This window comes from Leptothrix ochracea, from assembly GCF_041083635.1.
GTDB lineage: Bacteria > Pseudomonadota > Gammaproteobacteria > Burkholderiales > Burkholderiaceae_C > Sphaerotilus > Sphaerotilus ochraceus.
This window is the reverse complement of sequence record NZ_JBFPHB010000033.1, coordinates 14,999-38,397: the sequence shown is the minus strand read 5'-3', so window position 1 is coordinate 38,397 and position 23,399 is coordinate 14,999. Positions and strand designations below refer to the sequence as shown.

At 61.5% G+C, this 23,399-nt stretch carries 24 protein-coding genes; 3 read left to right on the top strand and 21 right to left on the bottom strand.

From position 1 onward, the window contains the following. Positions 1-535, bottom strand: a 535-nt coding sequence (nagZ, locus tag AB3X39_RS11690) for a beta-N-acetylhexosaminidase (RefSeq protein WP_369417563.1), incomplete at its 3' end; no start/stop codon positions are given. Continuing rightward, complete coding sequence (gene acpS / locus AB3X39_RS11685; protein ID WP_369417562.1) at positions 532-942, bottom strand: holo-ACP synthase; 411 nt, start codon at positions 940-942, stop codon at positions 532-534. The genes acpS and nagZ, both read right to left, overlap by 4 nt. Positions 943-1,337: 395 nt before the next feature. On the opposite strand from acpS, the gene AB3X39_RS11680 reads away from it, so the two are divergent. Next, positions 1,338-3,674, top strand: coding sequence for an Lcl domain-containing protein (locus AB3X39_RS11680; RefSeq protein WP_369417561.1), 2,337 nt, complete (start codon positions 1,338-1,340; stop codon positions 3,672-3,674). A gap of 235 nt (positions 3,675-3,909) precedes the next feature. Here the strand turns inward: AB3X39_RS11680 and AB3X39_RS11675 are convergent, their stop codons facing one another. From AB3X39_RS11675 to AB3X39_RS11595, 17 genes are all read right to left on the bottom strand, one after another. Further along, the gene (locus AB3X39_RS11675; protein WP_369417560.1) at positions 3,910-4,698 is read right to left on the bottom strand and encodes a pyridoxine 5'-phosphate synthase; all 789 of its coding nucleotides are present in this window, start codon (positions 4,696-4,698) and stop codon (positions 3,910-3,912) included. A gap of 9 nt (positions 4,699-4,707) precedes the next feature. Further along, positions 4,708-5,511 carry a DNA repair protein RecO gene (gene recO, locus AB3X39_RS11670; protein WP_369417559.1) on the bottom strand — a complete coding sequence of 268 codons (804 nt, stop codon included), beginning with the start codon at positions 5,509-5,511 and terminating at the stop codon, positions 4,708-4,710. Positions 5,512-5,555: 44 nt separating this feature from the next. After that, positions 5,556-6,470, bottom strand: a complete 915-nt coding sequence (era, locus tag AB3X39_RS11665; RefSeq protein ID WP_369417558.1) for a GTPase Era — start codon at positions 6,468-6,470, stop codon at positions 5,556-5,558. After that, on the bottom strand, positions 6,457-7,167 hold the full coding sequence (gene rnc / locus AB3X39_RS11660) for a ribonuclease III (protein ID WP_369417557.1): 711 nt from the start codon (positions 7,165-7,167) through the stop codon (positions 6,457-6,459). Before rnc ends, era begins: the two co-directional genes overlap by 14 nt. A 5-nt stretch (positions 7,168-7,172) precedes the next feature. Next, positions 7,173-7,547: a DUF4845 domain-containing protein gene (locus AB3X39_RS11655; RefSeq protein WP_369417556.1), complete on the bottom strand. Its 375-nt coding sequence runs from the start codon at positions 7,545-7,547 to the stop codon at positions 7,173-7,175. Between the two features lie 24 nt (positions 7,548-7,571). Next, entirely contained in the window at positions 7,572-8,573 is a 1,002-nt protein-coding gene (gene lepB, locus AB3X39_RS11650) for a signal peptidase I (protein WP_369417555.1), read from the bottom strand. After that, on the bottom strand, positions 8,566-10,374 hold the full coding sequence (gene lepA / locus AB3X39_RS11645) for a translation elongation factor 4 (protein ID WP_369417554.1): 1,809 nt from the start codon (positions 10,372-10,374) through the stop codon (positions 8,566-8,568). Before lepA ends, lepB begins: the two co-directional genes overlap by 8 nt. Positions 10,375-10,524: 150 nt before the next feature. Continuing rightward, a complete protein-coding gene (locus tag AB3X39_RS11640; protein WP_369417553.1) occupies positions 10,525-12,078 on the bottom strand; it encodes a Do family serine endopeptidase in 1,554 nt (517 codons plus the stop codon). Between the two features lie 66 nt (positions 12,079-12,144). After that, on the bottom strand, positions 12,145-12,582 hold the full coding sequence (locus AB3X39_RS11635; protein WP_369417552.1) for a hypothetical protein: 438 nt from the start codon (positions 12,580-12,582) through the stop codon (positions 12,145-12,147). A gap of 97 nt (positions 12,583-12,679) precedes the next feature. Then, positions 12,680-13,924, bottom strand: a complete 1,245-nt coding sequence (gene fabF / locus AB3X39_RS11630; RefSeq protein WP_369417551.1) for a beta-ketoacyl-ACP synthase II — start codon at positions 13,922-13,924, stop codon at positions 12,680-12,682. Positions 13,925-13,989: 65 nt separating this feature from the next. Next, positions 13,990-14,232, bottom strand: a complete 243-nt coding sequence (gene acpP / locus AB3X39_RS11625) for an acyl carrier protein (RefSeq protein WP_369417550.1) — start codon at positions 14,230-14,232, stop codon at positions 13,990-13,992. Positions 14,233-14,399: 167 nt separating this feature from the next. Continuing rightward, the gene (fabG, locus tag AB3X39_RS11620) at positions 14,400-15,140 is read right to left on the bottom strand and encodes a 3-oxoacyl-ACP reductase FabG (RefSeq protein WP_369417549.1); all 741 of its coding nucleotides are present in this window, start codon (positions 15,138-15,140) and stop codon (positions 14,400-14,402) included. Then, positions 15,137-16,084 carry an ACP S-malonyltransferase gene (fabD, locus tag AB3X39_RS11615; protein ID WP_369417548.1) on the bottom strand — a complete coding sequence of 316 codons (948 nt, stop codon included), beginning with the start codon at positions 16,082-16,084 and terminating at the stop codon, positions 15,137-15,139. Before fabD ends, fabG begins: the two co-directional genes overlap by 4 nt. A gap of 37 nt (positions 16,085-16,121) precedes the next feature. Then, positions 16,122-17,102 (bottom strand): beta-ketoacyl-ACP synthase III, encoded by a 981-nt coding sequence (locus AB3X39_RS11610; protein WP_369417565.1) that lies wholly within the window; start codon positions 17,100-17,102, stop codon positions 16,122-16,124. 44 nt (positions 17,103-17,146) lie between these two features. Further along, positions 17,147-18,229: a phosphate acyltransferase PlsX gene (gene plsX, locus AB3X39_RS11605; protein WP_369417564.1), complete on the bottom strand. Its 1,083-nt coding sequence runs from the start codon at positions 18,227-18,229 to the stop codon at positions 17,147-17,149. Positions 18,230-18,320: 91 nt separating this feature from the next. Further along, positions 18,321-18,503 (bottom strand): 50S ribosomal protein L32, encoded by a 183-nt coding sequence (rpmF, locus tag AB3X39_RS11600; RefSeq protein WP_369417547.1) that lies wholly within the window; start codon positions 18,501-18,503, stop codon positions 18,321-18,323. A 59-nt stretch (positions 18,504-18,562) separates the two neighbouring features. Next, a complete protein-coding gene (locus AB3X39_RS11595) occupies positions 18,563-19,132 on the bottom strand; it encodes a YceD family protein (protein ID WP_369417546.1) in 570 nt (189 codons plus the stop codon). A gap of 61 nt (positions 19,133-19,193) precedes the next feature. Here AB3X39_RS11595 and AB3X39_RS11590 point away from each other — a divergent pair, with 61 nt between their 5' ends. Then, positions 19,194-19,862: a Maf family nucleotide pyrophosphatase gene (locus tag AB3X39_RS11590; RefSeq protein WP_369417545.1), complete on the top strand. Its 669-nt coding sequence runs from the start codon at positions 19,194-19,196 to the stop codon at positions 19,860-19,862. After that, the gene (locus tag AB3X39_RS11585; protein ID WP_369417544.1) at positions 19,855-20,670 is read left to right on the top strand and encodes an SAM-dependent methyltransferase; all 816 of its coding nucleotides are present in this window, start codon (positions 19,855-19,857) and stop codon (positions 20,668-20,670) included. Before AB3X39_RS11590 ends, AB3X39_RS11585 begins: the two co-directional genes overlap by 8 nt. Before the next feature lie 16 nt (positions 20,671-20,686). Here AB3X39_RS11585 and AB3X39_RS11580 read toward each other — a convergent pair whose 3' ends face one another. Both AB3X39_RS11580 and AB3X39_RS11575 read right to left on the bottom strand, forming a co-directional pair. Next, complete coding sequence (locus AB3X39_RS11580) at positions 20,687-22,198, bottom strand: DEAD/DEAH box helicase (RefSeq protein ID WP_369417543.1); 1,512 nt, start codon at positions 22,196-22,198, stop codon at positions 20,687-20,689. Between the two features lie 10 nt (positions 22,199-22,208). Then, positions 22,209-23,360, bottom strand: coding sequence for an MraY family glycosyltransferase (locus AB3X39_RS11575; RefSeq protein WP_369417542.1), 1,152 nt, complete (start codon positions 23,358-23,360; stop codon positions 22,209-22,211). Positions 23,361-23,399 lie beyond the last annotated feature (39 nt).

Below are 23,399 nucleotides of genomic sequence, written 5' to 3'. Positions count from 1 at the left end.
GGAAGTGCTTGCCGCAGTTGGCCATGCCCGCCAGCAGCAGACCGTGCATCAGGCTCTTGGCCAGCACGGTGGTGACGCGGGCGTCACGGTGGAAAGCGCGGTCGCCGATGACTTGGCTGCTGCCGTGATCCAGATCCAGCACCGGGGTGAAGCTCAGGTCCACACCGCAGGCGCGCAGCTCGGCGCCCAAGACATAACCAGCCGCCGAGGCGGCGTTGCTGGCGGCCAGCGCGCCACTGCCTTCGCCCTTGCGGCCGTCCTTCATCCACAGCTCGCCCAAGGCGCGCATGGCGGGCAGATGGGTGAAGCCGTCGGTGCGAAAGCGCTGCACGCGCCCGCCTTCGTGATCGACGCAGATCAGCAAATCGGTGCGGATCGCTTTGATCTCGGCCGTGAGGGCCGCGAGTTGGGCGCGGTCGTGCCAGTTGCGCGCAAACAAAATCAAGCCGCCAGTCAGCGGATGCGCCAAGCGACGGCGGTCGTCGGCGTTGAGCGTGGTGCCAGCGATATCGAGGATGACGGGTGCGTGGGTCATGGTGCGCGGGGGGCAGAAAGGGTTTCAACGACGACGAAGCTGACGGCTTGTTCGCTTTCGTCGCTGAGCGTGACATGGGCGCTTAAACGACGGGCGTCGAACCAAGCGGCGAGCTCGCCGTGCAGTCGGATGAACGGCTGGCCGCTCGGGTGATTCAAGATTTCACAGCTGCGCCAAGTCATGGGCATGTGCAGACCCATGCCAATCGCCTTGGAAAAAGCTTCTTTGGCCGAAAAACGGGTCGCCAGATAGGCGATGCCCCGGCTTTCGGAACGGTGGCGGCGGTACTGGAACACGCGCAGCTCGGTGGCACCCAGCACCTTCTCGGCGAAGCGGTCGCCCTTGCGTTCCAGCGTGGCGCGGATGCGGCGAATGTCGCAGATGTCGGTACCGATGCCGTAAATCATGGAGCCTTGCGTCTTCCTGAATCAGGGAAGGGATTGTCAACCGAAAAACAGCGGATTGTGACCGCCTCGAACCGAGCATTCAGGCCCTCACCCCCGGTCCCTATCCCGCCCTGCGGGCGAGGGGCGTCCCATGACCCGTTCGCCCTGAGCTTGTCGAAGGGCCTGAGAACCACACCACCGTTCGGACTGAGCTTGTCGAAGCCCAGCCTGCTTGGCACACCGGCCCTTCGACCGGGCTCAGGGCGAACGGGCAAAAGGGGAACGGGTTGCACGGATCAAGCCCCTCGCCCACGGCTGTGGGAGAGGGGTTGTTGGGGTGAGGGCCAGCGCTTGACGTCGAACGCCTGAAGCCGTAGATTGCGACACATTGTTGCAATTTGTATCTGCGGGGGCGTATGGGACGGCAATGGACGTGGATGGTGGTGGCGGTGTTGGCCTTGGCTGGATGTAGCAACGGTGGTGGTGGTGGTTCAGGAGAGGGCACGACCTCGTCATCAAAGCCTATTTCAGGCAGTGGCGGTACGGTCTCAATCTGGGGTGCCACGGTTGCGATTGCATCGGGCACTTTTGTAAATCCGGTGGCGGTGACGCTTGAGAAAACATCTGATCCCACCTTGCATGCTGTCTTTCAGGAATCGGCTGCAGTGGCGGGACCGACGGCTCAACTTGATGCGTCGGAATACAAGGTACGCATGGCGTCGAGTCCTGCGTCGGCATCGGGCGGGATGGATCTCACTGTTTCCGTGTCGGCCCCGATGGCTGCGGCGATTAAGTCTGGCACAGATGTGTCTCTGGTTTATATCAATCGGTATCAATCCGATGACGATGAGTCCGGTGAATCGGTGGATAGTGTCGAGAGTATCCCTGCGGTTTTTGACGGATCAAGAAATATCCTAAAAGCCACAATTCCTCTGGAATCATTTTCATCGACGCAAAATGGTTCATTGGAAGCCGTTTTCAAGATCATGGTGGATGATGGGTCGGGGGCGACGATCCAGGCGATGAGCACTCGAAAACATGTTCAAGCCGCAACAATAGCCAGTTGCACTTGTGCGGCACCGACCGTGCCTAAACTGTACAAGAAAAAATACTACATCTGTGTTCCGCCTGATTCTGGAACAAGTCTGGTTTCTCCGTTGGGTGGGCAACTCAAAGTCATTGGGCCCTATGCTGAAACCGCCGGGCACACAACGGTTTTTCATGCCGGGGTTGATTTCAGGTCTGCGGTCGGTTCGCCGACAAAAGCGGTGCGAAGCGGATATATTGAAAGTGCCCATATCCTCAATAAATCGGGGCAGGTTCTGATCATTCGGCATTTTGATGATACGTGGTCCAGATATCTGCATCTGGTGCCTGGTTCTGTCTTGAACGTGCCGAAGAATACAAACAATGAATCGGTCTATCAATGGAAACCCAGCCAGTGTGCTACGCCGGACTACATGGTGTCCCAAGGGGATGTTGTGGCGCAGACTGGGGATAGCGGGTCGGCTGCAACTGGTAAACCTCATCTGCATTTCGAGTACGGATTCTCGGCGGCTGTTGCTTCTGTCAATACGCTGAACCCGATTCTCAATGGCTTGGCGTCGTTGGGGAGTGTGGTTTTGTCGGATGCACAGACTCAGCAGCCCCTCCCCTCGACGGGGCTGAGCCTGAGTGCGGTATTAAAATCTGGGGATGCATTGGATAACATCAATAATTCCAGGTTCATCCATGTGGGTGTTTTTGATTCGGCCAATCAGGAAATTCTGGTGCGCAGAAAAAAACATAAAGTGGATCGGTTGCTTGATTATTTTCTGCCTGTGACTGCCCAAGGGACCAATTTTGAGTATGCGCCGATCATAGGCTACTCAAACACTCCGGTCGTCAAGGTGGATGTGACCCTTGATGATGCGTTGTTGTCGGGAGTTTTTACCAGCGGATCGTCGGTGTTTCCTGATTATCCATTGTCCGGTCTTGGGCTGGTGACTTCACCTGTGGGTGCCATATTCAGCCCGAACAATGATCTGGCCAGCAAGGCTGGTTTGAAGTCTGACGGTGGGGATGTTCTATTGGCGGCGTCGGCCATGCCGCCCAGCAGCGCCAGTAGCGCTGCGGCAACGGTGCATGTCAAGGTCAGTGGGGTTCATCGGGTGCAGGATTCATTGAACGGTGTGGTGAATGTGGCGGGCAATGCATACCCCAATAATTCGCCCAAAATTACTCAAACGGAGCCAGGTACTTGGGATGTTCAGACAAGTGTTCGTATTGGCACCGGCTTCACCAAAATCTCCGCCTCCGGCCAAGACCTGCCCTCTGACGCCCCCACCTGGTCCTGCGTGCGCCACAACGCCACAGGCTTGTTGTGGGAGGCGCATGTGACGCGGCAGACACCGGCACATCCGTGTGCGTGGGATCCCACGCTGACCTGCACGGGCTATACGAACTTTGGCGATGGCAGCGCGTATGACGCCAGTGCGGTGACGGGCAGCGTGTGCGGCAAGCCGGGCCGGCTGCCGACGGTGGATGAAGGCACGGCCTTGGTGAACGACCCGGCCTACGCGGCAGCCAACCCCACGCCGGGCGCTTTCATGACGACTTGGTTCGGTGCGGACGATATCGCGTGGTGGGGCTGGACCTCGTCCCCGGTGGTGGGTTCCCCGTCCGTCGCCTGGTACGTCTATTTCGGCTACGGCTACGTCAACTACGTCAACCGCTACTACGGCTACTACGTCCGCCTTGTCGCGGGGCCGTAGTGCGGTGGTGTGGGTTGCGTGCCCGTCAGTGTTTTGATTTTTGAGATGGCCCTCACCCCCGGCCCCTCTCCCGCAGTCGCGGGCGAGGGGAGCCCGCCCACATGGACCCGTTCGCCCTGAGCTTGTCGAAGGGACGGTGTGCCAAGCAGGTTGGGCTTCGACAAGCTCAGCCCGAACGGGCAAAAGGCGAACGGGCCAAAGAGAGGCCTAGCCGGAACGGGCAAAAGGTGATCGATCAGCGCGGCGCAAAGGCGCGCTGGATGCAGCGTTGGTAGTCGCTGATGGTCTCAACGTAGCCGAGTTCGAGCGCGTCGGCGATCAGGGCGTGGCCGATGGAGACTTCGCGCACGCCGGGGACACTGCGCAGGAAATCGGCGAGGTTGTCGCGGTTCAGATCGTGGCCGGCGTTCAGCTCCAGCCCCACGGCCAGTGCGGCTTCGGCGGCAGCGCGGTAGCGGGCCAGCACGTCGGCTTGCTGCGGCGTGCCCCAAGCGCTGGCGTAGGCCTCGGTGTAGAGCTCGACGCGGTCGGCCCCGACTTCACGCGCGGCGCGCATTTGCTCGGGGAGGGGGTCCATGAACAGGCTGACGCGCACGCCCAAAGCGCGGGTCTCGGCCACGACGGGGGCAAGGCGCTCGAAGTCGGCCGGAAAGTTCCAGCCGTGATCCGAGGTGAACTGCCCGACCGAATCGGGCACGAAGGTGGCTTGATGGGGCCGCACGGCGCGGATCACGTCCATCAGGTTGTGAAACGGGTTGCCTTCGATGTTGTATTCGACCTGCGGCCAGCCTTTGAGCAGCTCGGCCAAGTCGGTGACATCGCCCGCGCGGATATGGCGCTCGTCGGGGCGTGGATGCACCGTGATGCCTTGGGCCCCGGCTTCGAGCACGAAGCGCGCGGCACGGGTGACGCTCGGGATGCCCAAATGACGGGTGTTGCGCAGCAGGGCGACCTTGTTCAGGTTGACGGACAGGGCCGTGCGCTGGCTGGGGACATGGGGCTCGGGAGCGACGAGAGGATTCATCCGGAGGTTTCAATCAAGCAGTTGTTGGACGTCCACCATCAACTGGCGGGTGCGCAGGGTGGTGGTGCCGAGATGATAGTGAAGTGCTGCGCGCAGTTGCGGCCGGATCGCTGTCAGCACCGGCTGACATTGCTGGCGCAGTGCTGCGCCGTCACCTTGATCAAGCGCGGCTTGGATCGCCAACAAGGCGCGCCCGCTCAGGCCGTCGTGCACGGGGGCACGTTCGCCCAAGCGGCACAGGCCGCTTTTGGGTTCAAGGCGATAGTGTTGCTCGGGCTCGACCGCTTCTTGGGTGGCGGTGATGTGACCCAGCTCGGGCAGCACGCCCATGGCTTGGAGCAACAGCAACTCAAAGGCGCGCAAGGTGGCGGCCGTGCCCGCCGTACCCGCCATACCCGTTGTATGGGTGGATGGTGGGCTGGCTTGCAGGGCGAGCAGGGTGTCGGCGTAGGCGTCAAAAAGCAGCGGATGGGCGTCTTGGCGGGGCAGGGCCAAGATCAGCAGCTCGTTGAGGTAGTAGCCCGACAGCAGCGTGGCGGCAGGCGGCAGGGTGTGGCCGCCGCACCATTCGGCGCTGCGCAAGACGTGGATCTCGCTTTCAGACTCAGCGCGCTTGTGCGTGAGGTGCAGGTGCAGGCGCTGAAAAGGCAGCAAGATTGAGCGCAGCTGCGAGTGCGGGCGCTTGGCCCCTTTGGCCACCAAGACGATCCGGCCCTGCTCGCGGGTGAGCACATCGAGGATCAGGCTCGATTCGCTCCAGTCGTGGCGATGGAGCACAAAGGCGTTGAGAGGAGCTGCCGAACTGCGCCGCATGGTTGCCCTTTCTCAGCCTTCGCCAAGCCCCTCAATCGTCGCTGTCACTCGTAGCCGTAGCTCTTGAGGCGCTGTTCGTCGTCGGCCCAGCCTGAGCGGACCTTGACCCAGATTTCGAGGAAGACCTTGGCTTCCATGAGGCGCTCCAGCTCGGTGCGTGCTTCGGTGCCGATGCGCTTGAGGCGCTCGCCGCTTTCGCCGATGACGATGCCTTTGTGCGAATCGCGCTCGACGATGATGGTGGCGGCGATGCGGCGCAGGTTGCCTTCTTCCTCGAACTTGTCGATCACGACGGTCGAGGTGTAGGGCAGCTCATCGCCGGTCAGACGGAAGAGCTTTTCGCGGATCAATTCCGAGGCCAAGAAGCGGTCCGTGCGGTCGGTGAGCGAGTCTTCGTCGTAGAACCACGGCTGCTCGGGCAGGTAAGGCTTGATGATGCCCAGCAGGCGCTGCACGTCGTCGAGCTTGGTGGCGCTGAGCGGCACGAACTCGGTGAACGGGTGTTTGGCTTGCATGGTTTGCAGCCACGGCAACAAGTCGGAGCGGCGGTTCAGCGTGTCGAGCTTGTTGGCGATCAAAAACACCGGCTTGCCGGGCGGAATCAGCGACAGCACCTTGGCGTCATCGTTGCCGAAGCGATTGGCTTCGACCAAAAAGAGCACCACATCCACGTCGCCCAAGACCGACTGCACGGTCTTGTTCAGGTTGCGGTTCAGGGCGGCGGTGCCGCGCACGGTATGGCGCGTTTGGAAACCGGGGGTATCGACGAAAACAAACTGGCTCTCATCTTGGGTGTAAATGCCCGTGATGCGGTGCCGGGTGGTCTGCGCTTTTTTGGAGGTGATGCTGACCTTCTGGCCCACCAAGCTGTTGAGCAAGGTGGACTTGCCCACGTTGGGCCGACCGACGATGGCGATCAGGCCGCAACGTTGTGCCTCGGTGTTCTCAGGGTTTTGCATGGGAAGGATGTTTTTCGAGATGGTTCAAAACCGCACGTGCGGCTTCTTGTTCGGCGGCGCGGCGTGAGCGGCCTTCGCCGGTACAGGTGGTGTTCAACGCGGGCACGGTGCACGCGACCACAAAAGTTTGGTCGTGGGCACGGCCCTTGATGGTATCGATCCGGTAATCAGGCACCGGTTGCTGGCGCGCTTGCAGCCACTCTTGGAGCTGGGTTTTGGCGTCTTTGGCCCACGTTTGGCTGGCGGTTGTTTCAGTGATCAAGGGCTTGAACCATTGCCACACCAGCGGATGGGCCGCTGCAAAGCCACCGTCCAAGTAGACCGCACCGATGATCGCTTCGACCGCATCGGCCAAGATGGACGGCCGCTGCGCGCCACCACCACGGGCTTCACCTTCGGACAGACGCAGCATGCGGGGCAGTTGCAAGCCCAAGGCGACGCGGTGCAGCATGTCTTGGCGCACCAGATGCGCCCGCACGCGGGTCAAATCCCCTTCGGGGGAGCTGGAGAAGTGACCAAAGAGCAAGTCGGAGACGATCAGGTTCAGGACCGCGTCGCCCAGAAACTCAAGCCGCTCGTTGTGATCCGAACCGAAGCTGCGGTGCGTCAAGGCCTGCGCCAGCAAGGTCTGTTGCTTGAAGCGATGACCCAAGTGTTGCTGGAAGGCCTCCAGCGATAGCGGCGACGGACTGTTCACGACACTCACTGGGATCGCCCGCGAAATTTCAGCAGCAGGGACACCGGGCCGAACAAGGGGATTTCCTTGTCGTAGGCGAAGTTGATGACGATGCGATCGTTATCTTTGGTGATGTCCAAGTTGCCCGAGTTCATCGAATCAATCGTGCCCTGATTGCTGCGCATGCGCTCGAAATTGGCTTTGATTTCTGGCACGGTGTTGCCGCCCTTGACGGCCGTTTGATTGACCAAGGTTTTGACCGATTCGAACTCGACATAAGCCGGAACCGTCTTGATCAGCAAGACGGCTGCAAAAACGATCAGCACCGACCAAAACAGCAGGCCCACCATGGTGATGCCTTGTTGGGCTCGGCGCGATGAACGTGAAGAGGAAGGCGTCATGAAGCTGGCTCCAGTCTCAAAGGGTCAATGGAAGAGGCCGATGCGTTTGAAATTGCCGAAGTTCATCCAGACAAAGAAAGCGCGTCCCACGATGTTTTCGTCCGGCACAAAGCCCCAGAAGCGCGAGTCTTCCGAGTTGTCGCGGTTGTCGCCCATCATGAAGTAGTGGCCTGCCGGAACTTTGCAGGTCACGCCGTCAGCGTTGTACTGGCAGTTTTCGGATTGGGGAAAACGATGGGCGCGGCTCAGGTAGAACGACGACAGCTGCGGATCGACCAGCAAACGGTGTTGACCCGTCGGCTCCAAGGTTTCTTGAAATTGCTTGGAGTAGGTGCGCCGGTCTTCGTCGTAGTAGTCCTCCAGCGCCGTGAGGGGGGCTTCTTGGCCGTTGACGTAGAGGCGTTGCTGCTTGTAGGTGATCTCGTCACCCGGCACGCCGATGACCCGCTTGATGAAGTCGATGCTCGGATCTTGGGGATAGCGAAACACCATCACATCGCCGCGTTGCGGGGTGTGGTTGTCGATGATTTTCTTGTTCAGCACCGGCAGACGCAGACCGTAGTGAAACTTGTTCACCAAGATCAGATCGCCGATTTCCAGCGTTGGGATCATGGAGCCCGAGGGGATGCGGAACGGCTCGAACAGAAAGGAGCGCAACAGAAACACCGTCACGATCACCGGGAACAGACCTGCGGTCCAATCCAGCCACCAAGGTTGGGCCAAGATTTTCTGGCGAGCCACTTCCACCGCACCGTCGTCCTCGACCCGCTCAATGCCTTGACGGCTGAGTTCGGTGCGACGCCGTGCGGCTTCGTTTTCCAGCCGTTGAGCGGCTGCGCGACGGTTGGGTTGAAAGACGAGGCGTTCGGCCATCCAGTACAGCGAGGTCACGACGGCCAAAATGAAGAGCATCAGCGAGAAATTGCCGCTCCATTTGCCCATGTACCAGCCGCCCGCGTAGAGCGCCAAGCAGGCATAAAGCACCCCGGTGAGGGTGCTCAGAAAACGTTCGGTGGATTCAGTCATCGACTTGGAGGATGGCGAGGAAGGCTTCTTGCGGCACCTCGACGGAGCCGATCTGTTTCATGCGTTTCTTGCCGGCTTTCTGCTTCTCAAGCAGCTTGCGCTTGCGGCTGATGTCGCCGCCGTAGCACTTGGCCAGCACGTTTTTGCGCAGCGCTTTGATGTTTTCGCGCGCAATGATGTTGGCACCGATGGCGGCTTGGATGGCCACGTCGTACATCTGACGCGGGATTTGCTCGCGCATCTTGGCGGCCACGGCCCGGCCTCGGTACTGGCTTTGAGCACGGTGAACGATGATGGAGAGCGCATCGATGCGATCGCCGTTGATCAGCAAATCGACCTTCACCACATCCGCAGCGCGGTATTCCTTGAACTCGTAGTCCATCGAGGCGTAGCCGCGCGAGACGCTTTTCAGCTTGTCGAAGAAATCGAGCACGATCTCCGCCAGCGGCAGCTCATAGGTCAGCATGACCTGCTTGCCGTGATAGGCCATGTTGAGCTGCACACCGCGCTTTTGGTTGCACAGCGTCATCACCGGGCCGACGTAGTCTTGCGGCATGTACAGATGCACGGTGACGATCGGCTCGCGGATCTCGTTGATGCGACCAAGCTCGGGCATCTTGCTCGGGTTTTCGACCTCGATGACCTCGCCGCCGTTGAGCTCAACCTCATAAACCACGCTGGGGGCGGTGGTGATCAGGTCCTGATCGAATTCGCGCTCCAAACGCTCCTGCACGATTTCCATGTGCAGCAAGCCCAAGAAGCCGCAGCGAAAGCCAAAGCCCAGCGCCTGCGAGACTTCAGGCTCGTAACGCAGGGAGGAGTCGTTGAGCTTGAGCTTTTCGAGGGCGTCGCGCAGCTGGTCGTATTCGCTGGCTTCGGTCGGGTAGAGACCGGCAAAGACCTGCGGCTGGATTTCCTTGAAGCCGGGCAGGGCGTCAAGGGCGGGGCCGGCGTTGTTGGGCAGCTTCTTTTCCAGCGTGACCGTGTCGCCCACCTTGGCGGCTTGCAGCTCTTTGATGCCGGCGATGATGAAGCCGACTTCACCGGCTTTGAGGATGTCGCGGTTTTCCGACTTCGGTGTGAACACGCCCATGTGTTCGATCGGATAGATGGCGTTGGAGGCCATCATGCGGATGCGCTCACCTTTTTTCAGGTAGCCATCGACCACGCGCACCAGCATCACCACGCCGACGTAGTTGTCGAACCATGAGTCGATGATCATGGCGCGCGGCGGGCCGTCCGGATCCCCTTTGGGCGGCGGCATGCGGCTGATGACGGCCTCAATGATCTCGTCGATGCCCATACCGGTCTTGGCCGAACAAGGGATCGCGTCGTCGGCGTCGATGCCGATCACGTCCTCAATCTCGGCCTTGGCGTTGTCGGGATCGGCGTTGGGCAGATCCATCTTGTTCAGGACCGGCACCACCGTCACACCCAAGTCGAGCGCGGTGTAGCAGTTGGCCACCGTCTGCGCTTCAACGCCTTGGCTGGCATCCACCACCAACAGCGCCCCTTCGCAGGCCGAGAGCGAGCGGCTGACTTCGTACGAGAAGTCCACATGGCCCGGGGTGTCGATCAAGTTGAGGTTGTAGACCTGACCGTTTTGTGCCTTGTATTGCAGGGCGGCGGTTTGGGCTTTGATGGTGATGCCGCGCTCGCGCTCGATGTCCATCGAGTCAAGCACCTGCGCTTCCATCTCACGGTCAGACAGGCCACCGCAGCGCTGAATGATGCGGTCAGCCAAGGTGCTCTTGCCGTGGTCGATGTGAGCGATGATCGAAAAATTACGGATGTGGTCCATGAAACGATGAATGGCCGAGATCGTCCGGAGGTCGGGTCGGTCTCGGCGAAAGCGACGGGCCCGCTGCGGCGGGTCTGGATCGAGGGTGGGGGCGGCCATTGTAGCCAAGCCCCCTGCCGTGCAGGCTGACGATCTCCTTGAGCGAGGGGGTCAAGGCTCAGCTCGGATCACGGCGTACTGCGCCCACACCCCCCGGCGATACAGCACTTGGAGCGGTTTGCGCCGATCCACCTTGCTCAGAAGCGTTTCGAGCTGCGCGGTATCGCGCACTTCCACGTCGGCCACGCTCAGCAAGATGTCGTCTTCGCGCAGACCGGCTCGGGCTGCTGCGCCTTGGGCTTGGGTGATGCGCACGCCGCCCCTGAGCTTGAGCTCCTTGCGTTGCGCCTCATTCAGGTTGGACAGGCTCAGTCCCAAGGCCTTGGCGATGGCTCCCGTTTCGCCGGCCGGGGTGGGTTGATCCGGTGTCGGTTGAGCTTGGTCCTCGGCGTCCATTTCGGCCACATGGAGCTTCAGATCGTGGGTCTTGCCGCGTCGCAGCACTTGAACTTGGGCCGAGGTGCCCGGCGCGGTGTTGCCCACCAGACGTGGCAGATCGTTCCATTTCTCGACCGGCTTGTCGCCAAAGCGCATCACGATGTCACCGGCTTCGATGCCGGCCTTGTCAGCCGGACTGCCGATTTCGACCGAGCGCACCAAGGCCCCACCGGTGCCTTTGGGCAAGCCAAGCGTTTCAGCGACATCGGTACTGACCTCGCCGATCTGCACGCCGATGCGACCGCGCACCACATGGCCCCGGGTGCGCAGCTGATCGACCACCCGTGCGGCTTCGTCGATCGGAATGGCGAACGAGATGCCCATGTAGCCGCCCGAGCGGCTGTAGATCTGCGAGTTGATGCCGACCACTTCGCCGCGCATGTTGATCAAGGGGCCGCCCGAGTTGCCGGGGTTGATCGCCACATCGGTCTGGATGAACGGCAGCATCTCGCCGGTGTCGCGCGCTTTGGCGCTGACGATGCCGGCGGTGACGGTGTTGTCCAGATCAAAGGGTGAGCCGATGGCAATCACCCATTCACCCACCTTGAGTCGGCTGACTTCACCAAAGCGCACCGCACTCAGGCCCGTGGCTTCGATCTTGAGCAGGGCCACATCGGTGCGTTTGTCGGCGCCGACCAAGCGGGCCTTGAGTTCGCGCTTGTCGTTCAAGCGCACCACGATCTCATCGGCGCCATCCACCACGTGGGCGTTGGTCATGACGTAGCCATCGGCCGACATCACAAAGCCTGAGCCCACGCCTCTGGGGACGCTTTCGGGTTGGCTTTCGGGGCGGCCCCGGCGTTGCCCAGGCGATCCGGGTTGTCCGGGGGGGGCACCAAAGAAGCGCCGGAAGAGCTCTTGCATCTCTTCGTCCATCTCCGGGTTGCCGCCGTGCTGGGTTTGCACCTTGGCGCGGGTGCGGATGTTCACCACCGACGGCCCCACCACCTCCACCAGTTCAGTGAAGTCCGGCAAGCCTTTGACCAGCAGCGGTGCACTGCCGCCGCCGCTGGTGCTCACGGTGCTGGCCGATGGGCCACCCGCCGCTGTGGCCGTGTGGTGGGAGAGCAGCGGGGTCAGCAACGCTCCGGTGCAGACCAAGGCGGCCCCGGCAAACAGCCAGCGACGGGCTGGGGATGTGGGCATCGAAAGATGAGGAACACGCATCACAAAACCTCCAAAGGGATCCAAAGGTGACTGACACCGCCTGACCATATCGGGATGGTCCTCGCATTACACAAGGGGGTGGGCATGGACAGCGCAGCGCAGGGTGTGCCAGTGCGTGTGCAGGTCACGCTGCGAGAGCGCCAACCATGGCGTTGGCGCGCCTCTGTTCGTGGGCGTGGGCTGAAAGCGCAGCAGCATCCAGCGTTGCAGATCCAACTGAACGCTGAGGCGGCCGGGGATGGCGGCCGTGGAGGAGGTGATGGTGGACGGGGGCAGCAGGAACCAGTACTGTTCGCGCTCTTGCCAGCGCAATTGCCAACGCAGTTGGAGGGCGGGCTCGCTATGACGCGGCCAAAGCTCTCGGTGCAGCCACCAAGCACTGCCGACCGTGACGCCGAGACCGACGCTGATGCGCAGACCGAGGCCCACGGTGCTGTCAGCCGCACGGTGTCCGAGGATCCAGGCGATCAAGCCGGCAACAAGGCTGAGCCACAGCAGGCGCAAGGCCCAGCTCCAAAAAGAATCGGCACCGACTTCGAGCGTGAAGCCGGTGCCGTCGGGGGTGAGCCGCGTCGGGTTCAGAAGGTTCAGAACACTGGACTCAGATGCGACGGAACACCAACGTGCCGTTGGTGCCACCAAAGCCGAAGTTGTTTTTCACGGCCACGTCGATCTTCATCTCACGCGCGGTGTTGGCGCAGTAATCGAGATCGCAGGCTGGATCTTGGTTGAAGATGTTGATGGTCGGCGGCGAAATCTGGTGATGGATGGCCAGCACCGAGAACACCGATTCAATCCCACCCGCACCGCCCAGCAAGTGACCGGTCATCGACTTGGTCGAATTCACCACCAACTTCTTGGCGTGATCACCGAACGCCAGTTTGATGGCGTTGGTTTCGTTCAAGTCCCCCAGCGGCGTCGAGGTGCCGTGAGCGTTGACGTAGTCCACCGCATCGGCGTTGATGCCGGCGTTGCGCAGCGCCATTTGCATGGAGCGGCGCGGACCGTCCACGTTCGGGGCGGTCATGTGATAGGCATCGCCCGTCATGCCAAAGCCACACAGCTCGGCATAGATCTTGGCGCCACGCTTTTTGGCGTGTTCGTACTCTTCGATGACCATGACGCCACCGCCTTCGCCCAACACGAAGCCGTCCCGGTCCTTGTCCCAAGGGCGCGATGCGGTCTTGGGGTCATCGTTGCGGGTCGAAAGCGCGCGCGCCGAGGCAAAGCCGCCCACGCCCAAGGCGGAGAGGGTCGATTCCGAGCCCCCAGCGACCATCACGTCGGCGTCACCGTATTCGATCAAGCGAGCGGCCAGACCGATGCTGTGCAAGCCCGTGGTGCAGGCTGTGACCACACCGATGTTCGGGCCTTTGTAGCCACACAGGATCGAGACATGACCGGAGGTCATGTTGATGATCGATGCGGGGACGAAGAAGGGCGAAATGCGGCGCGGGCCACGGGCCTTGTATTCGCTGTGGGTGTTTTCGATCAGCGGCAAACCGCCGATGCCCGAACCCACCATCACGCCAATGCGCTCGGCTTCTTCCTCGCTCAGCGCATCGCCCGTGGGCAGACCCGCGTCACGCACCGCTTGCAAGGCAGCTGCAATGCCGTAATGGATGAAGGCATCCATGTGGCGCGCTTCCTTGGCGGGGATGTAGTCGTCAAGGTTGAGGCCTTTGACTTCACCAGCGAAGTGGACAGCCAGATCAGAGGCGTCGAAACGAGTGATCGTATCGATGCCCGACTGGCCTGCGACGATGTTGGACCACGACTCCGCCACTGTGTTCCCGACTGGGGTCACAAGGCCAAGCCCGGTCACGACGATGCGGCGACGGGTCATGCTTAGGGTGCTTTGCGGTAAGGCAGGGGCGTTTGACGGCCCCGAGGAGCGCAGAAAGAGGACGCTTAGTCCTGCTTGGCGTGCGTCTTGGCGTAATCGATCGCGAGTTGAACCGTGGTGATCTTCTCAGCTTCTTCGTCAGGAATTTCGATTTCGAATTCGTCTTCGAGAGCCATCACCAATTCCACGGTGTCGAGCGAGTCAGCGCCCAAGTCGGCCACGAAGGCCTTGGCGTTGGTGACTTCGGCTTCTGCCACACCAAGTTGTTCGGCGATGATTTTCTTGACGCGTGTTTCGATGTCGCTCATGAGAGGTGCTCCGGGATGAAGAGGTGCAATGAAAAACAGCCTGCGATTCTACGGTGTCTGCGAAACCACCCTGAATGGGGGTTCGCCTGACGTTTGATCAGAAGGTGCCAGGCCTGAAGCGTTTTCTGATCAAACTTTGAAACAAGTCAAAGAGAAGTGAGGTCCGTTCAGTTCATGAACATACCGCCGTTGACATGCAGTTCGGTCCCCGTGATGTATCCCGCCGACGGTCCCGTGAGAAAAGCGACCGCCTCAGCGATGTCCTCTGGACTGCCCAAGCGGCCCAAGGGAATCTGCGCGGTCAGCGCTGCTTTCTGGGCTTCGGGCAGAACGTCGGTCATGTCGGTGGCGATGAAACCCGGGGCGACACAGTTGACGGTGATGTTGCGGCTGCCGAGTTCGCGTGCCAGCGAGCGGGTCATGCCCGCCACCCCAGCCTTGGAGGCGCAGTAGTTGGCTTGACCCGGATTGCCGGAGGCGCCGACGACGGAGGTGATGTTGACGATGCGGCCAAAGCGCTGCTTCATCATCGGCTTGATCGCGGCACGGCAGGCGCGGAAGACTGACTTGAGGTTGGTGTCGATCACCGCATCCCAGTCGTCGTCCTTGAGGCGCATGGCCAAGGTGTCGCGGGTGATGCCGGCGTTGTTGACCAGCACGTGCAAGCCGCCGTGCGTCTTGACGATACCGTCGATCGCAGCGTCAAGGGCCGCAGCGTCGGTGACGTTGAGCGTCAGGCCCAAGCCGCCGAATTCAGCCAGGGCTTCACCGATGGCGCTTGAGCCGCTGTCGCTGGTGGCCGTGCCGATGACTTTGAAGCCTTTGCGGGCCAAGGTCAGCGCGATGGCGCGACCGATGCCGCGACTGGCCCCGGTGACGAGGGCAACTTGTTGAGAGGGAGCATTCATGCGAGCAGCGCCTTGGCATCGGCCAAACTGGCCGGATCAAAGATGGTGGCGGACGTCAGTTCGGCGTCGATGCGTTTGGCCATGCCGGCCAGCACCTTGCCGGGACCACATTCAAGCATCGTGCCCAGACCGCGTGCCTTGAGGGCCTGAATCACTTCGACCCAGCGCACTGGGCCGAAGGCTTGGCGGTAGAGCGCGTCGCGAATGGCATCGGCCTCGGTGTGCACCGCCACGTCGATGTTGTTCACCACCGGGATCTGCGGCGTGTTGATCTGGATGCTGACAAGGCGTTCACGCAGGCGCTCAGCCGCTGGCTTCATCAGGCTGGAATGGAAGGGTGCCGACACCGGCAGCGGCAGCGCGCGCTTGGCGCCCATCGCCTTCAGCACGATGCAGCCCGCTTCGATACCGGCCTTGGAGCCCGCAATGACGATTTGTTTGGGGTCGTTGAAGTTGACGGCTTCGACCACTTCGCCCGATTCAGCCATGGCCTTGGCGCAGCCTTCGCGCACGGTGGCAGCGTCCAAACCGAGGATGGCGGCCATGCCGCCGGTGCCGACCGGCACGGCGTCTTGCATGGCTTGGGCGCGCAGGCGCACCAAGGGCAGCGCGTCCGCCAAGCTCAAGCTACCTGCGGCGACCAGCGCGGTGTATTCACCCAGCGAGTGACCGGCTACGGCAGCGGGCAGCGGACCGCCTTCAGCAAGCCAAGCGCGGTAGTTGGCGATGCCGGCGGTCAGCATCACGGGCTGGGTGTTGGTGGTCAGATCGAGCGACTCTTTCGGGCCTTCAGCGATCAGTTGGGCCACGTTCTCGCCGAGGGCTTGGCTGGCTTCTTCAAGGGTGGCACGCACGGCGGGGTGATCCCCCCAAGCCGAAAGCATGCCCACCGACTGCGAACCCTGGCCGGGGAAAACGAACGCAAAAGCGGCAAAAGCTGTCATGGTCGGTAGCGCAATGGTCAAGCGATGGTCAAGAAACTCAGAAATCCACCAGGACAGCGCCCCAGGTGAAGCCGCCCCCCACGCCTTCGAGCAGCAGGGTTTGGCCGCGTTGCACACGGCCGCTGCGCACGCCATGGTCCAGCGCCAAGGGGATCGACGCCGCAGAGGTGTTGCCGTGCTGATCGACGGTGACGATCACCTTGTCCATCGGCAGCTTCAGCTTGCGGGCGGTGCTGTTCATGATGCGGATGTTGGCCTGATGCGGGATCAGCCAGTCGATGTCGGCGGCGGTGCGATTCGCCTTGGCCAGCACGGCACGGGCGGTTTCTTCGAGCACGCCTACAGCGAGCTTGAACACCGCTTGACCGTCCATGCGCAAGAGCGGCTCGCCCGTGACTTGGCCGCCCGAGACATGCCCGGGCACACAGAGGATGTCGAGATGACGGCCGTCGGCGTGCATGTCGGTGGCGACGATGCCTGGCGTGTCGCTGGCGGAAAGCACCACCGCGCCTGCGCCGTCACCGAACAGCACGCAAGTGGTGCGGTCGTTGAAATCGAGGATGCGTGAAAAAACTTCGGCGCCGATCACCAGCGCGTGGCGCACGGTGCCGGCACGGATCATGGCGTCAGCCACGGTCAGGGCATAAATGAAGCCTGAGCAAACGGCCTGCATGTCAAAAGCCGGGCAGCCGTTGGTGATGCCGAGCTTGCGCTGCACGATGGTCGCGGTGGACGGAAACACCATGTCGGGTGTCGAGGTCGCGACGATCAGCAAATCGACATCGGCGGCGGTGATGCCCGCGGCTTCCATGGCGTGCTGGGCCGCTTGGGTGCCGAGATCGCTGGCAAAGGTGCCGGCGTCGGCAAAATGGCGCGCTTGGATGCCGGTGCGCTCAACGATCCATTCGTTGGAGGTCTCTAGACCCCGCGAGGCCAACTCGCTGACCATGTCAGCATTGCTGAGCCGGCGGGGGGGCAGGCTGCTGCCGGTTCCGGTGATGCGGGCGTAGCGAGCCAACGGGGGAATCGACGAAGGCATCGACGAAGAAGAGGATGTGCTCATCATGCAGCGGGTTGCCCGGACTGTGCTGGCGTTGCCGATTCAGCGGCAACGGGCAAGGCCTGAAGGGTTTCGTGGATGCGACCACGCACTTGGTCCAGCAGGCGATGCTGGGCGGCGTTATGCGCCCGGTCCAGCGCATTGCCAAAGGCCATGATGTCCGCTGAGCCGTGGCTCTTGAACACCAAGCCGCGTAAACCCAGAAGCGCAGCACCGTTGTAGCGCCGGTGATCGACGCGCCGCTTGAATCGATTCAGCACCGGCATGGCAGCCAGCGCCGCGATCTTGGTCCAAGGGTTGCGGCTGAATTCCTGCTTGAGCAGGTTCGACACCATGCTGGCCAAGCCTTCAGCGGTTTTGAGGGCGACATTGCCGACAAACCCGTCGCAGACCACCACATCGACGGTGCCTTTGAAGATGTCGTTGCCTTCGACGTTGCCGTAGAAGTTCAAGTGGCCCGCCGCCCCAGCCGTGCGCAGCAACTCGCCCGCCCGCTTGATGACTTCGTTGCCCTTGATCATCTCTTCGCCGATGTTGAGCAAGCCCACGCTGGGGTTGTCTTTGCCATCGACGGCAGCCACAAGCGCGCTGCCCATGGCCGCAAATTGCAGCAAGTGATCGGCGCTGCAATCGACGTTGGCCCCCAGATCCAGCATGGTGGTGTAACCACCGCTTTGATTGGGCATGACCGAAGCAATCGCGGGCCGGTCAATCCCAGGCAGCGTTTTGAGCAAATAGCGGGCGACCGCCATCAAAGCGCCGGTATTGCCCGCTGACACGCAGGCATCCGCCGCCGAAGCACCCGTCTCATCGGCCTTGACTTGGCTGATGGCGATACGCATCGACGATTGACGCTTTTTGCGCAGCGCAACCTCGACCGAGTCGTCCATGGCCACCACTTCGGTGGCTTCAACCACCGTGCAGCGTGACCAAGCACGAGCTTCTGTCAGGGCATCAGAGAGACCCACCAGCAACAGCTCTGCCTGCGGGTGACGCTCAAGAAAAGCGCGGCACGCAGGCAAAGTGACGGATGGGCCATGATCACCGCCCATGCAATCCACCGCGAGGCGGACGGGGCGATCCAGAGGAGCGACCGAATTCAAAGCGGGTTGACGTCCGTTTGCAGGCAAGCCCCCGGCCTTAACATCAGCCGAATGGACTCAAATAGGCAGCGAATCAGGCGTCAGCCTTGGTTTTCAGCACTTTGCGACCACGATAGAAGCCGGTCGGGCTGATGTGGTGGCGCATGTGCACTTCACCGGTGGTCGGCTCAATGGCCGTACCCGGAGTGGTCAATGCATTGTGTGAGCGGTGCATACCGCGCTTGGAGGGGGATTTCTTGTTTTGCTGGACGGCCATGGTGCACTCCTGCTCTTCCGAGAAGATTCAGACGAGAAAAGCTTTCGATCATATCAGCTTCATCGGGAAGTGTCGAGCTTCATCTTGGCCAAAGCGGCGAAAGGATGCGGTGTTTGCGACGCTTCGCTTTCGTTGGCGGCGTCATCGAATGTGTCTGAGCCGGTGAAAGCCAGTTCACAGTCGGGGTGGACGGGGACCAAGGGTTGGGCAAGCAGCCATTCGTCTTCGATCAAAGCGAGTAGATCGAAGGTCCGGCTGATCACCAAAATATCTTCATCGGCATCCGTATCGAGCTGTTCGGCCTCAGCCTCGGTGGCCACAAAACGGAACCAGCGGTCCACGCTCAGCGGTTCTTGCACGGTTTGCAAGCAGCGTTGGCATTCGAGCGGGACCGCCGTTTGGGCTTGCAGATGTAGCCAGACTTGAGGTGCGCCTTTGGTTTGAGGGCGCAGCTCAGCCGTGGCTTGCCAGTGACCTTGGGGCCAAGTGCTTGGATCCGTTGCAGCGGCATGGAAGCCGGCCCGCAGTCGGAGCATGGTCTGGAGGTCCACGTTGCCTTCGAGCGTGCCGTGATCGGTCGCAAAGGCCAAGATGTCCAGACGTTCGGGGGTGAACTCGCGCGATTTCATGGCCGGCAGTGTAAGGCCACGACAATGGCGGCTTTGACGTCTTTGAGACTCTCAGCCGCGTATGTCTGTTCTCGCTCATCCCTTTTCTTCCGCCGGTCCCAGCACGCTTTGGCCGCGCTTGATTCTTGGCTCCACCTCGCGCTATCGGCGTGAGTTGTTGGAACGTTTACGGCTGCCTTTCGACGTGATGGCTTCTCAGGTGGATGAAACACCGCTGGCCGCAGAGTCACCCGCCGCGCTGTCACTGCGTTTGGCGCATGCCAAGGCGGCTGCGGTGGCGCAGATGTGTGCTGACGATGTGGTGGTCATTGGCTCCGATCAGGTGGCTGAACTTGCTGGGCAGCCCATGGGCAAGCCGGGCGGCTTCGAGCGGGCGTTTGCGCAGTTGCGCGCCATGAGTGGTCAAAGTGTGGTTTTTCATACCTCGGTCGCGGTCCATCGCCCCAAGACGGGTTTTGTGGCGGGCTGTCACGGTGAAGTGCGGGTCCGTTTTCGCGCCTTGAGCGACCGCGATATCACCACCTATCTGCGTCTTGATGAGCCCTACGACTGCGCCGGCAGCGCGCGCTGCGAAACCTTGGGCATCGCCTTGCTAGAAGCGATTGACTCGGACGACCCGACCATGCTGATTGGCTTGCCATTGATTCGGACCAGCGAGTTGTTGCGTCAAGCGGGGTTGGACCCGTTGGCGGTCTTGGCTCAAACCCCGCAGCGGAGTCAGCATGAGTGAGGTTGTCGCGAAGCAAGGGCGTTTGATCCTGATGCCCAACACCTTGGATTTGGGCACGGTGGCGGATGGCTCCCCTCCGCCCGATCTGCACGATGTGCTGCCGATGGGCGTGATCCGGCGCGCGGCCGAACTGCGCTTTTGGGTGGTTGAAAACGCCAAAAGTGCGCGTGCTTTTTTGAAGCGCGTCGATCAGGTGATGCCGCTCGGGTGCCCTTTGCAGCAGATCACCTTGACCGAATTGCCTCGGCCCCAAAAAGGGCAGAGCGATTCGGCGCGGGGGGGCGGGCGCACTGAGCCCGATCTGGGGCTGTTGTTGGCACCGGCCCAGGCGGGTAACGACGTGGGACTGCTTTCTGAAGCGGGGCTTCCTGCGGTGGCCGATCCGGGCGCTTTGCTGGTGAAAGCAGCGCATCGTTTGGGCGTGAGCGTGGTGCCGCTGTCCGGACCGAGCTCGTTGATGTTGGCTTTGGCAGCCAGTGGCTTGAACGGCCAGAGCTTTGCGTTTGTGGGCTACGTGCCCACCGAAGCCAGTGAGCGTGCCAAGCGACTCAAGGAGCTGGAAAACCATTCTCGGCGTTGGCAGCAAACCCAGTTGCTGATTGAGACGCCGTACCGCAACGCGGCGTTGCTGGCTGCCTTGATGCGCGATCTGCAACCCACCACGTGGCTCAGCGTGAGCTGTGGCCTGACCTTGAGTGCGGAGGGGGTGCGCACCCTGCGGGTTGCGGACTGGCGCAAAGAAGCGGCGGCTTTCAACGCATGGCCGCCGGCGCATGTGCCGGCGGTTTTCTCGTTCCTTGCGACTTGAGTCTGAAGCGCTGGGTTTAGGCGTTGGTGTCGCCGCTGCCGGGTGTGGGCAGCGCCAACAAAGCAGCGACCTTGCGGCGCGGCTTGATGTGGCGCGAAATCAGTGACGAGCCGCCAGCAGTACTGGTGGTGTCGCGCTGATCCCAGATCGGATTGGCGTTGGCGTCCGCTTCGTACGGCCGCTCAAAAAATGGGTCGGCCGAGCGACGGGGTGGCGAAGACGGGCCGCTTCGCAGTCGTGCGGCCAAGGTCGGTCCCGGAGCGACGGCGTCAACCGGCGTACTCGTTGGCGCTTGCGCATGGGTGTCATCGTCACGGTATGGGCGGCGATAAGGCGTGCGGCGGCCATCGTCGAGTTCGAGTGCTTCGATGTCGAGGGTTTTGCGCGCCAGCTTTTCAATCTCAGCCATTTGCCGAGCATCCGACGCTGTGACCAACGAGACCGCCAGTCCTGATGCGCCGGCGCGGCCCGTGCGGCCAATGCGGTGCACGTAGTCTTCGGCGTGGAAGGGAATGTCGAAGTTGAACACCGCTGGCAAGTCAGCGATATCCAGTCCCCGGGCGGCCACATCGGTGGCGACCAAGAGTTCGACCTCGCCGCCTTTGAACGCATCCAAGGCCTTCAGACGTTCGTCTTGCGACTTGTCGCCGTGCAACGCGGCAGTTTTGAAACCATCGCGCTCAAAAGAGCGCGCTAGGCGGGCTGCACCGAGCTTGGAGTTGACAAAGATGATCGCTTGCTTGATGTCGCGTTCACGCAGGATGTGACGAATCGCTTGGCGCTTGTCATCGTCTTGCACGCGGTAGAAACGCTGCTCCACCGTGGTGGCGCTGGCATTGGGCCGGGCGACTTCGATCAGCACAGGATCTTGCAGATAGCTCTGGGCCAGCTTCTTGATTTCAGGCGAGAAGGTGGCCGAGAACAGCAAGGTCTGACGGGCCTTGGGCAGGTAGCTCAGGATGCGTTGCAGATCGGGCAGGAAGCCGATGTCGAGCATCCGGTCGGCTTCATCAAGCACGACATACTCGACTTGGCCGAGTTGGCAGTTCTTGATCTGGATGTGGTCCAGCAGCCGCCCTGGCGTGGCAATCAGGACCTCAACGCCGCGTTTGAGTTCCGCTGTTTGAGGCGCCATGTCGATGCCGCCGAAGACGCAAGCCACGCGCAACTGGCTGTGCTTGGCGTAGTTGCGCACGTTGCTGGCGACCTGATCGGCCAGTTCACGGGTCGGTGTCAGCACCAAGGCGCGCACAGGGTGCCGGGCGGGCGATGCGCTGGGGTTTTCGTGCCGCATCATTTTTTGCAGCAAGGGCAGTGCAAACGCGGCCGTTTTGCCGGTGCCTGTTTGAGCGGCACCCATCACATCCTTGCCAGCCAGCACCACCGGGATGGCTTGGGCCTGGATGGGCGTCATGTGCGCGTAACCCGCGTCACGGATGGCAAGCTGGAGTTTGGCGTCCAGCGGCAGGGTGTCGAACCGCAGCGGTGCGGACGGTGCGGCCAAGTCGGCCCGGGGAGAATCGGTCATAGGGGCGGGATTATCCCGCAGAGTGATGAACAGCCTCTGTCCGTAGGGCGGAGGGCGTTGTTTTACGTAGAAGCAAATGCGGGGTGTGGAAGCGCACGATCGATCGATAGAGCGCGATATAGGTCCAGCAGAACGCCACAATCAGACCGGTTAAGACCGCGCTGTTATCCCAGAACAGCAACCCTGGCGTGATCGAAAGGGCGCTTAGGGCCCAGAGGTAGGGGGAGGTCATGGAGTTTCGCCGCAACAAACTGGCGGAGTCGTGCCGCCCCACAGCCCAGCGCATCAGGCGGCGATAGATCAGGCTGTGCAAATGGACGGCATCGGCGGCTCCCATGCGCCGACCGCGCACAACTTTACGGCGATACATGGAAAACAGCGTCTCCACGATGGGGTAAGCGCAGACCAGCAAGGGAAAAATGGGCGACACGCTCGGGTTGCGATGAACCAGCAAGATGCTCAGTTCGGCAATCCAAAAACCCAGCAAATAAGCGCCACCGTCGCCCATGAAGATCAGGCCACGGGGGTAGTTCCAAACAAAGAAGCCTAAAACGGCGCCCAAGCCGAGCAGGGCGCCTTGCAGAACCAAGGCGTCACCCAGGCGATACGCGACCCATGCCAAAGCCCCCAAGATCAACGTGACGCAGAACGAGGCCAAGCCGTTAAAGCCATCGATGATGTTGACTGAGTTGGAAACGCCCGCGACGACAAACAAGGTCACGGCCATGGCCAAAGGCCCCACGGGCAGGATGTCGTGCTGAAGGAGTCGGTCCAAGGCTGGAATGCCAGAGCGCTGGATGATGCCGTCAACCAACCATAGCGCGGCAGAAGCGGCCAAAAGGGTCGCGAGCATGCGCATGCGTGGCGTCACCCGTTTGGTCAGATCCTCCATCAGGCCCGCTGCAAAGGCGATGGTGGCGCAGCCCGTCAGCTGCACCAAATCTTCAAAATCGGGTGTATCGAGCTGTGAGTGATAACTCAGGCCGCCGAGCATGCCCATCAAAATGCTGACGCCGCCGATACGCGGGACATCCAAGGCATGGAACTTCTGCGGTTGCAGATGATCGGTGTCACCCGACAAATGAACGTGTATAGACGATGACCACACCACCAAAAGGGTCACAAAGAAGGCTGTTCCGAGGGATGCGATGAACGGAATCATCTTGTGGAGAAGTCAGCTGATGGGATGACCAGCAGGTCA

Coding starts and splice junctions, on each gene's coding strand:
- acpS (WP_369417562.1), bottom strand. CDS start 942: ATGATTTACGGCATCGGTACCGACATCTGCGACATTCGCCGCATCCGC.
- AB3X39_RS11680 (WP_369417561.1), top strand. CDS start 1,338: ATGGGACGGCAATGGACGTGGATGGTGGTGGCGGTGTTGGCCTTGGCT.
- AB3X39_RS11675 (WP_369417560.1), bottom strand. CDS start 4,698: ATGAATCCTCTCGTCGCTCCCGAGCCCCATGTCCCCAGCCAGCGCACG.
- recO (WP_369417559.1), bottom strand. CDS start 5,511: ATGCGGCGCAGTTCGGCAGCTCCTCTCAACGCCTTTGTGCTCCATCGC.
- era (WP_369417558.1), bottom strand. CDS start 6,470: ATGCAAAACCCTGAGAACACCGAGGCACAACGTTGCGGCCTGATCGCC.
- AB3X39_RS11655 (WP_369417556.1), bottom strand. CDS start 7,547: ATGACGCCTTCCTCTTCACGTTCATCGCGCCGAGCCCAACAAGGCATC.
- lepB (WP_369417555.1), bottom strand. CDS start 8,573: ATGACTGAATCCACCGAACGTTTTCTGAGCACCCTCACCGGGGTGCTT.
- lepA (WP_369417554.1), bottom strand. CDS start 10,374: ATGGACCACATCCGTAATTTTTCGATCATCGCTCACATCGACCACGGC.
- AB3X39_RS11640 (WP_369417553.1), bottom strand. CDS start 12,078: ATGCGTGTTCCTCATCTTTCGATGCCCACATCCCCAGCCCGTCGCTGG.
- fabF (WP_369417551.1), bottom strand. CDS start 13,924: ATGACCCGTCGCCGCATCGTCGTGACCGGGCTTGGCCTTGTGACCCCA.
- acpP (WP_369417550.1), bottom strand. CDS start 14,232: ATGAGCGACATCGAAACACGCGTCAAGAAAATCATCGCCGAACAACTT.
- fabG (WP_369417549.1), bottom strand. CDS start 15,140: ATGAATGCTCCCTCTCAACAAGTTGCCCTCGTCACCGGGGCCAGTCGC.
- fabD (WP_369417548.1), bottom strand. CDS start 16,084: ATGACAGCTTTTGCCGCTTTTGCGTTCGTTTTCCCCGGCCAGGGTTCG.
- rpmF (WP_369417547.1), bottom strand. CDS start 18,503: ATGGCCGTCCAGCAAAACAAGAAATCCCCCTCCAAGCGCGGTATGCAC.
- AB3X39_RS11595 (WP_369417546.1), bottom strand. CDS start 19,132: ATGAAATCGCGCGAGTTCACCCCCGAACGTCTGGACATCTTGGCCTTT.
- AB3X39_RS11590 (WP_369417545.1), top strand. CDS start 19,194: ATGTCTGTTCTCGCTCATCCCTTTTCTTCCGCCGGTCCCAGCACGCTT.
- AB3X39_RS11585 (WP_369417544.1), top strand. CDS start 19,855: ATGAGTGAGGTTGTCGCGAAGCAAGGGCGTTTGATCCTGATGCCCAAC.
- AB3X39_RS11580 (WP_369417543.1), bottom strand. CDS start 22,198: ATGACCGATTCTCCCCGGGCCGACTTGGCCGCACCGTCCGCACCGCTG.
- AB3X39_RS11575 (WP_369417542.1), bottom strand. CDS start 23,360: ATGATTCCGTTCATCGCATCCCTCGGAACAGCCTTCTTTGTGACCCTT.